The sequence below is a fragment of the Streptomyces sp. NPDC051776 genome (assembly GCF_040681345.1).
Classification (GTDB): domain Bacteria; phylum Actinomycetota; class Actinomycetes; order Streptomycetales; family Streptomycetaceae; genus Streptomyces.
Genome location: NZ_JBFAYQ010000100.1, coordinates 1 through 7,981, shown reverse-complemented (window position 1 = coordinate 7,981; position 7,981 = coordinate 1). Strand labels below are relative to the sequence as shown.

The window sequence follows — 7,981 nt, the reverse complement described above, 5'->3', positions numbered from 1 at the left end:
TAAGTTGCACCTGCGTCATGCATGACGATCTACAGGAACCCGCCCCGCTGCGGGAGCGGATCCCGCAGATTGATCACAACTGGATACGCCCCCTAATCCCCGACCTCGCCGAGGATCCGCAGGATCTCCTCCTTGCCGTCGGCGGCGATGAGCCGCTCCCGGAAGCCGGTGTCCATCAACGCCCGGGACAGCAGCGCCAGAAGCCGGAGATGCTCGTCGCTCGCGGCGGCCTCGGGGACAGCGATCATGAACAGCAGCTTGGCCTTCGTACCGTCCAGCGAGCCCCACTCAATGCCCTCGGAGGAGCGGGCGAAGCCGACGATGGGGGCCGTGACCGCATCCGTCTTCGCGTGCGGGATGGCGATCTCCTCACCGAGTCCGGTCGTGCCCTGGCCCTCGCGTGCGAAGACGGCCCGTACGAGCTCCTCCGCATCCGTGACCCGGCCGCTCCTGTCCAGCAGTCCGGCCAGCTCGTGGATTGCGGAGTCCTTGGTGTCCGCGGCGAGTTGCTCCGCCACGGTCTCCGCCGTGAGGTGCCCGGACAGAACGTCGCGTTCCCCGGCTCCGGACTGGTCTCCGGTTACGGTCTGGTCTCCGGCTCCGGTCTGGTCCCCGGCCGCGGTCGTGTCGTCCGTCGCCACCTCGGCGGCGGTGGTGGGCGTCTCGGCCGAGGTGGCCGCGGCCGAGGGGTTTGCCACGCTGGTGGCAGGCTCCACGGCCTTGCCGACGGGTGCGGCGACGGCCGTCTCCACGGCCCCGTCCATCGTGACCGGCTCGCTCGCTCCACCGGTGACGGACCCGGCACCGACCCCGGCGAGCACGGGCTCCGGCGTGACGGGAGTGGGCGCGACGGGCGCACCCTCCGCCCCCTTCGTGCTGCCTGCTCCCTTCGTGCTGCCTGCTCCCTTCGTGCTTTCCGCTCCCTTGCCGAGCGCCATGAGCGTCACTGTCGTCAGCGCGGTCACGGCCGTACCGATCGCGATGGCGACGACGAACATCGGAACCCCGCCGACCGCCCCCAGGACGGCCACGATGGGGCCGCCGTGCGGCACGTTGTCCTGGACCGCCGCCAGGCCCGCGACGGCACCGGCGACCGCGCCGCCGAGCATGTTCGCCGGGATCACCCGGGCCGGCCGGGCCGCCGCGAACGGGATCGCGCCCTCGGTGATGCCGAAGTAGCCCATGAAGAGCGCCGCGAGACCCGTCTCCCGCTCCTGTTGGGTGAAGAACTTCCGGCGGATGAGCGTGGCAATGCCCTGCCCGAGCGGCGGCACCGGGATGGCTGCCGCGCACATGCCCATGATCTCCGGGTTCTTCGAGACGAGCCCGGCTCCGAAGAGGAAGGCGGTCTTGTTGACGGGGCCGCCCATGTCGAACGCGATCATGAGGCCGAGGACGATGCCGAGCAGCGCCGCGCTGGTACCGGTCAGTCCGCCGAGCCAGCTCGTGAGGTGCTCGAACATCCACGCGATCGGCCTGCCGATGACGTAGATGAAGAAGAGCCCGAGCGAGGTCGTCGCCACGATCGGGATCACGATGATCGGCATGATCGGCTGGACGAACTTCGGGACCTTGACCTTCTTGATCCACAGCACGATGTAGCCGGCGAGGAAGCCGGTGACGATCGCGCCGATGAAACCCGCTCCGGCCTCCGAGCCGTACAGCTCACCGGTGTTGGCGATCCAGCCGCCGATCATGCCCGGTACGAGCGCGGGCCGATCCCCGATCGCGTAGGCGATGTAGCCCGACAGAACCGGGATCATCAGCGTGAAGCCGATCACGCCGATGTCGAAGACGTGCTTCCAGAACGAGCCCTCGGGAATGGCAAGACCGTCCTTGGCCGAAGGGTCGCCACCGAGCGCCAGGGACACCGCGATCAGCAAGCCGCCGACGACGACGAACGGGATCATGTACGAGACGCCGTTCATCAGCGCCCTGTACGTGGTGCTGCGTTCCTTGCCGCTCCCGGTCGCGGCGGCTGCCCCTCCGCCGGACACGTCCGCTTCACCGTCACCCCGGTGGATGGGCGCGCTCTGCACGCGCTCGATCAACTGCTCGGGATGATGGATACCCTCGGCGACCCCCACCACGAGCACACGCTTGCCGACGAACCGGCTGCGGTCGACGTTCTTGTCGGCGGCGATGATGATGCCTTCCGCGCTTCTGACATCGTTGTCAGAGAGTACGTTTTCAGCCCCGATCGAACCCTGTGTCTCCACCTTCATCCGGTGGCCGAGCGATTCCGCTGCCTGTGCCAGCTTCTCCGCGGCCATGTACGTGTGGGCGATGCCCGTGGGGCAGGCGGTCACTGCAAGCAGTTTCAGCCCTTTCCCGCTCGTCCCCTCAGCGTTGGGGGGATCAGCCGGACTGGTCACGTGGGTCTCCTTACGCCTCTGCGCACGCGAGCCGTGCAAGTGTTCTCGCGCGCCACGCATCCTGCAATACCCGCGGAACGGACCGACACAGGGGGTGCGCCCGGCCCCAACGGCTAGGTCACACCCGGCCGGTGGGGCCACCGTGCCGCTGCGCCGCGCCTCAGGTCCGCCCTTCCTTCGGGACGGCTCGGCGTCCCTCCCGGGTGCGTGCGACCTGCACGCGGCGAGTTGAGGCCTGGTCCGTTCAGCCCGATGCGGCTTGCTTGATACGGCCCGCTGCGACACGATCCATCCGTCCCGCCGATAGCCCCGCCCCCGCTCGGGCGCAGCGGCCTCACCTTGCCCGATGCCATCGGCTCGGCCCCCGCCGCCGCGCCGCAGGACACCGCCCATGCAGCGGCGACGTATTGACGACGTATTCGAGCACTCCGCTTCGAGCACTCCGCTTCGAGCACTCCGCGCCGCCCCGTCCGCCATGGCCGGAACTCGGACCAACCAGAGATGTCCGCCTCCCGCGCGGCCCCGCCCTTGGGCCATGGCTGGACATGCCTACCCCGTCCGGCGCCGACCGTGGCCGAAACCCTGCCTCCTGGAGGCGGGCTGGGGTGCGCCGGGCCGATCGGTGTAGATTCGTGACAGACAGACGTCGCTGCTGATGGCGGTCGGGCGTGCCCGCTCTGCGGGTCACCGAGGGAGAGAGGGCCTCCGACGGACTGCTGAGGCCGTGGGCAGGTGCCCGCTGCCGCAGACGAGTCATGTCCACCTCTCGCTCGAATCCACGAGGAGCAGCCCGTATGACGACAGCCGCCAACGGTCAGGACTTCAAGGTCGCCGACCTTTCCCTGGCCGCCTACGGCCGCAAGGAAATCACCCTCGCCGAGCACGAGATGCCCGGTCTGATGGCGATCCGCAAGGAGTACGCCGCCGCTCAGCCGCTTGCCGGCGCCCGTATCACCGGCTCTCTGCACATGACCGTGCAGACCGCCGTTCTCATCGAGACCCTCGTCGCCTTGGGCGCCGAGGTGCGCTGGGCCTCCTGCAACATCTTCTCCACCCAGGACCATGCTGCCGCCGCCGTCGCGGTCGGCCCGAACGGCACCCCGGAGAACCCCCAGGGCATTCCGGTCTTCGCCTGGAAGGGTGAGACGCTGGAGGAGTACTGGTGGTGCACCGAGCAGGCGCTGACCTGGCCGGACGCTGCCACCGGCGGTCCGAACATGATCCTCGACGACGGTGGCGACGCCACGCTTCTCGTCCACAAGGGTGTGGAGTTCGAGAAAGCCGGTGCGGTCCCGGACCCGTCCACCGCCGACAACGACGAGTACCGCATCATCCTCGAGCTGCTGACCCGCACTCTCGGCGAGAACGCCCAGAAGTGGACCCAGCTCGCCTCCGAGATCCGCGGTGTCACGGAGGAGACCACCACCGGTGTCCACCGTCTGTACGAGATGCAGCAGGCCGGTTCGCTCCTCTTCCCGGCGATCAACGTGAACGACGCCGTCACCAAATCGAAGTTCGACAACAAATACGGCTGCCGCCACTCGCTGATCGACGGCATCAACCGCGCCACAGACGTCCTCATCGGCGGCAAGATCGCCGTGGTCTTCGGCTACGGCGACGTGGGCAAGGGCTGCGCCGAGTCCCTGCGCGGCCAGGGCGCCCGCGTCATCGTCACCGAGATCGACCCGATCTGCGCCCTGCAGGCCGCCATGGACGGCTACCAGGTCGCGACCCTGGACGACGTCGTCGACACCGCCGACATCTTCATCACCACGACCGGCAACAAGGACATCATCATGGCCTCGGACATGGCCAAGATGAAGCACCAGGCGATCGTGGGCAACATCGGCCACTTCGACAACGAAATCGACATGGCCGGCCTCGCCAAGATCCCCGGGATCGTCAAGGACGAGGTCAAGCCGCAGGTGCACACCTGGACCTTCCCGGACGGCAAAAAGATCATCGTGCTGTCCGAGGGCCGACTGCTGAACCTGGGCAACGCCACGGGCCACCCGTCGTTCGTGATGTCCAACTCGTTCGCGAACCAGACCATCGCGCAGATCGAGCTGTTCACCAAGCCCGAGGCGTACCCGACCGGCGTCTACGTGCTCCCGAAGCACCTCGACGAGAAGGTCGCACGGCTGCACCTCGACGCGCTCGGCGCCAAACTCACCACCCTGCGCCCGGAGCAGGCCGCCTACATCGGCGTACCGGTGGAAGGTCCGTACAAGCCGGACCACTACCGCTACTAAGAGCAGACGGCACGACAGCAACCAGCCGATGAGACCGGGCCCCCGCCACCGGCGGGGGCCCGGCCCCTCGAGGACCACACCATGCCCCGCGGCCGCTACTCCCGTCATGACCCCCATGACCACACCCCCCTGGGAGAAGAGCACTTCCAGTGCGCCCCCGGAACCTCCGGATGGCGATACGTCTCGCAGATCACCGCCCCGCCCGGCGCGGGGCGCGGGGATATCCAGGGGGACAGCGCCGTCACCGGCTCCGTCGACCTCACCACCGACGCACTCGGCCGCCCCATCCGCCTCGAACTGCGCGCCGCCGACTGGCAGATCCGCGGCGCCGCACTCGACGGCGTCACCTGGGTCCGTACCGATCCCACCGGCGCGCACGCCACCGAGGGCAACGTCCAAGCCCATGCCTTCACCGGTGCCTCCCCCGCCTTCCTCGTCGCCACCACCCGGATGCTGCGCCTCACCGCCGGCGCCCCCGCCACCCGCGTTCGCCTCGTCGCTTTCACCGAGCCCGTGCTCGCCCCGCGCACGCTCGACCAGTCCTGGGCTCTGCTGGGAAGCGAAGCACACGCCACTGACAGCGGCCCGCTGGTGGTGGACGAATACCAGGTCACCGAGCTGGACACGGGCGAGCGGCACACGATTCACATCGCCGGGGACGTGGTGCTCTCCGCCCCGGGCATCGAACTCGAAGACCTCGAATCCCCGCCGTCGGTCCTCGGCTGACAGCGCCCCCGATCAGGCAGGTGGTACGAAGCCCGTGCGCCGGGCGGGCTCCCCGTTCACCTGCTCCTGCGTCCGCTCGGGCGAGGCCGCCGCGACAGCCCGTCGCTCCGCATGCATCGCACCGGGCCCAACGGCCGGGGACGCCGCAGCGTTCTCCGCGGGATGCGGAGCCCCCGCACCACCGCTCTCCGCCCGGGCCCCTACGCCGGACTCCGCCGGAGCGGACTGCCCGGCACCCGTCGGCGCGGCCCATGCGGCAGTGGCGGCCGGCTCCCACCACGCACCAGGTGCTGCCGCCCGTGCACCAGCCGGAACCCCGTTCCCGCTCGCGTGCCCGTGCCCGTCGCCGACTGCACCGAACGCACGCTGCGCGTCACGTGCCTGCCGTTCCCCCGCCACCGCCGCAAGATAGGCCCCGGACGGCACCCCGTCCGGCACAGGAACCCCCGTGCGCGCCGTGACGTCGTTCGCGAGCCGGGCGGCGAGTTGCCCGCTCACCTGCGGATCGAGCTGCCCCATCCGTGTCAGGTACTGCCGGACCGCCAGCCACAGCCCATCGGGCACCCTCGAGAGGTCGAGCCTGCCCAACTGCCCGGCCAGCCAGGGCGGCGGCGCGGGCATCCGCACGGATCGGGACGCAGGTATGCACTCCCGTACGACCAGTGTTCCGGCGAAGACGTCCCCCAGCCTCCGCCCGCGCGCCGACACCAGCGAGGCGATCACGGCGACAGCGCCGAGCGTCATAAGGATCTCGACCACGCCCATCGCACCGCGCACCAGTGCATGCCGGAAACGGATCGGCCCCCCGTCGTCCCGCATCACCCGCAGCCCGCAGGCGGTCTTCCCCAGGGAACGCCCTTGGCTGAGGGTCTCCACGGCGATCGGTGCCCCCACGAGCACCAGCACGAAGGTGGCCACCGAGACCGCCGCGCTCGCCGCCGCGTCCAACGACGCCGTTGCGGCTGCCAGCCCCGCCGACACCGCGATGTAGACGGAGAACACCACGACCAGATCGATCACGACCGCCAGGGCACGGCTCGGCAGCTTCGCGGGCCGCAGTCCCAGTACGACCGCCTCACCGGTCACCAGCTCGCTCACGTGCGCCGTCCTCCCTGTCCCCAGCCCGTTCCCGCCCCTGACCCGTACGGACCGTACGCCCGTACGACCAGTCTGCCGTCCACCCGCCTCCGTCTGCCAAGCTGAGTGCGCATCCGCACCCGTAGGAGCAGCCTCAAATGGACCTCGACGTCTTCGTCGCCGCCCACCGTGCCGAGTGGGACCGTCTGGACGAGTTGCTGCGCCGTCAACGCCGCCTTTCGGGAGCGGAAGCCGACGAACTCGTCGCCCTCTACCAGCGCACCGCCACCCATCTCTCCCTTATCCAGTCCAGCGCGCCCGACCCGCAGCTCACCGGACGCCTGACCCAGCTCGTGGCGCGGGCGCGCAGCGCGGTGACGGGGGCCCGCAAGGCGAGCTGGCGCGACGCCGTCCACTTCCTGGCGGCGGGATTCCCGGCCGCGCTCTACAGGACGAGGCGGTGGTGGGTGACGACTGCCGTCGTCTCGACGGTGCTGGCGGCGGTGATCGGCTGGTGGATCGCCGCCCACCCCGAGGTCCAGGGGGCCATCGCCGCTCCGGACGAGCTCCGGCAGCTCACCCGCCCAGGCGGCGAGTACGAGACGTACTACTCGAGCCACGCGGCGGCGGCCTTCGCGGTCCAGGTGTGGACGAACAACGCCCAGGTCGCCGCCACCTGCCTGGTGCTTGGCGCCTTCCTCGGCATCCCCGTGTTCTGGGTCCTCTCGCAGAACATGCTCAACCTAGGGGTGGGACTGGGACTGATGTCCTCGGCAGGGCGGCTCGACACCTTCCTCGGCCTGATCGTTCCGCATGGCCTCCTGGAGCTGACCGCCGTCTTCGTCGCCGCCGGGACCGGTCTGCGTCTCGGCTGGACGGTCATCGACCCGGGGCCGCGCTCTCGCCGTACGGCCCTGGCAGAGGAGGGGCGGGCAGCCATCGGCATGGCCATCGGCCTCGCTGTGGTGCTCTTCGTATCGGGAGGGATCGAAGGCTTCGTCACCCCCTCCGGCCTGCCTCCGTGGGCACGGATCGCCATCGGCATCGCCGCGGAGACGGTTTTCCTCGTGTACGTCTTCGTAGTCGGTCGCCGCGCCGCCCGAACGGGGGAAACGGGCGACGTCGAATCAGCGGACCGCAGCGCGGAGCTCCCCACAGCGGCCTGATGTGCATCGAGGGCCTGTGACCTGGTACTGTCCTATCCGCCCCGCGAGGCCTGTTGACACGGGTGGGTCGGGGAGGTAGATTTGAACGGTTGCGGGGAGCTGGACAAGCCCAACCGCAGGAAGTAGAATCCACCGCGCTCCAGACGGAAATCAATTCCTCTGGGGTGCTTTCATGGCCTTCCAACGGCCTCCGGACAGAAATTCGGGTCGGAAAAGACCGGGATGAGAATCTGGTACGGTTGGAAACACCGAAGGGAAGCGCCCGGAGAAACCGGTGAGATGGTTTCGATGGAAGCGTCCGTTCCTTGAGAACTCAACAGCGTGCCAAAAGTCAACGCCAGATATGTTGATACCCCGTCTCCGGGCCATGGTTGTGGTCTGGGGG

The 7,981-nt window shown here is 69.3% G+C and carries 5 protein-coding genes; 3 read left to right on the top strand and 2 right to left on the bottom strand.

The window, feature by feature from the left end; genetic code table 11:
- Positions 1–92: 92 nt before the first annotated feature.
- Positions 93–2,375: a fructose-specific PTS transporter subunit EIIC gene (locus AB0M26_RS30825; protein WP_365266165.1), complete on the bottom strand. Its 2,283-nt coding sequence runs from the start codon at positions 2,373–2,375 to the stop codon at positions 93–95.
- Positions 2,376–3,169: 794 nt separating this feature from the next.
- On the opposite strand from AB0M26_RS30825, the gene ahcY reads away from it, so the two are divergent.
- Complete coding sequence (gene ahcY / locus AB0M26_RS30820) at positions 3,170–4,627, top strand: adenosylhomocysteinase (protein ID WP_365266163.1); 1,458 nt, start codon at positions 3,170–3,172, stop codon at positions 4,625–4,627.
- Between the two features lie 81 nt (positions 4,628–4,708).
- A complete protein-coding gene (locus AB0M26_RS30815; RefSeq protein ID WP_365266161.1) occupies positions 4,709–5,353 on the top strand; it encodes a hypothetical protein in 645 nt (214 codons plus the stop codon).
- Positions 5,354–5,365: 12 nt separating this feature from the next.
- Here AB0M26_RS30815 and AB0M26_RS30810 read toward each other — a convergent pair whose 3' ends face one another.
- Entirely contained in the window at positions 5,366–6,451 is a 1,086-nt protein-coding gene (locus tag AB0M26_RS30810) for an RDD family protein (protein WP_365266159.1), read from the bottom strand.
- Between the two features lie 137 nt (positions 6,452–6,588).
- Here AB0M26_RS30810 and AB0M26_RS30805 point away from each other — a divergent pair, with 137 nt between their 5' ends.
- Positions 6,589–7,596: a stage II sporulation protein M gene (locus tag AB0M26_RS30805; protein WP_365266157.1), complete on the top strand. Its 1,008-nt coding sequence runs from the start codon at positions 6,589–6,591 to the stop codon at positions 7,594–7,596.
- The last annotated feature ends 385 nt before the right edge of the window (positions 7,597–7,981 follow it).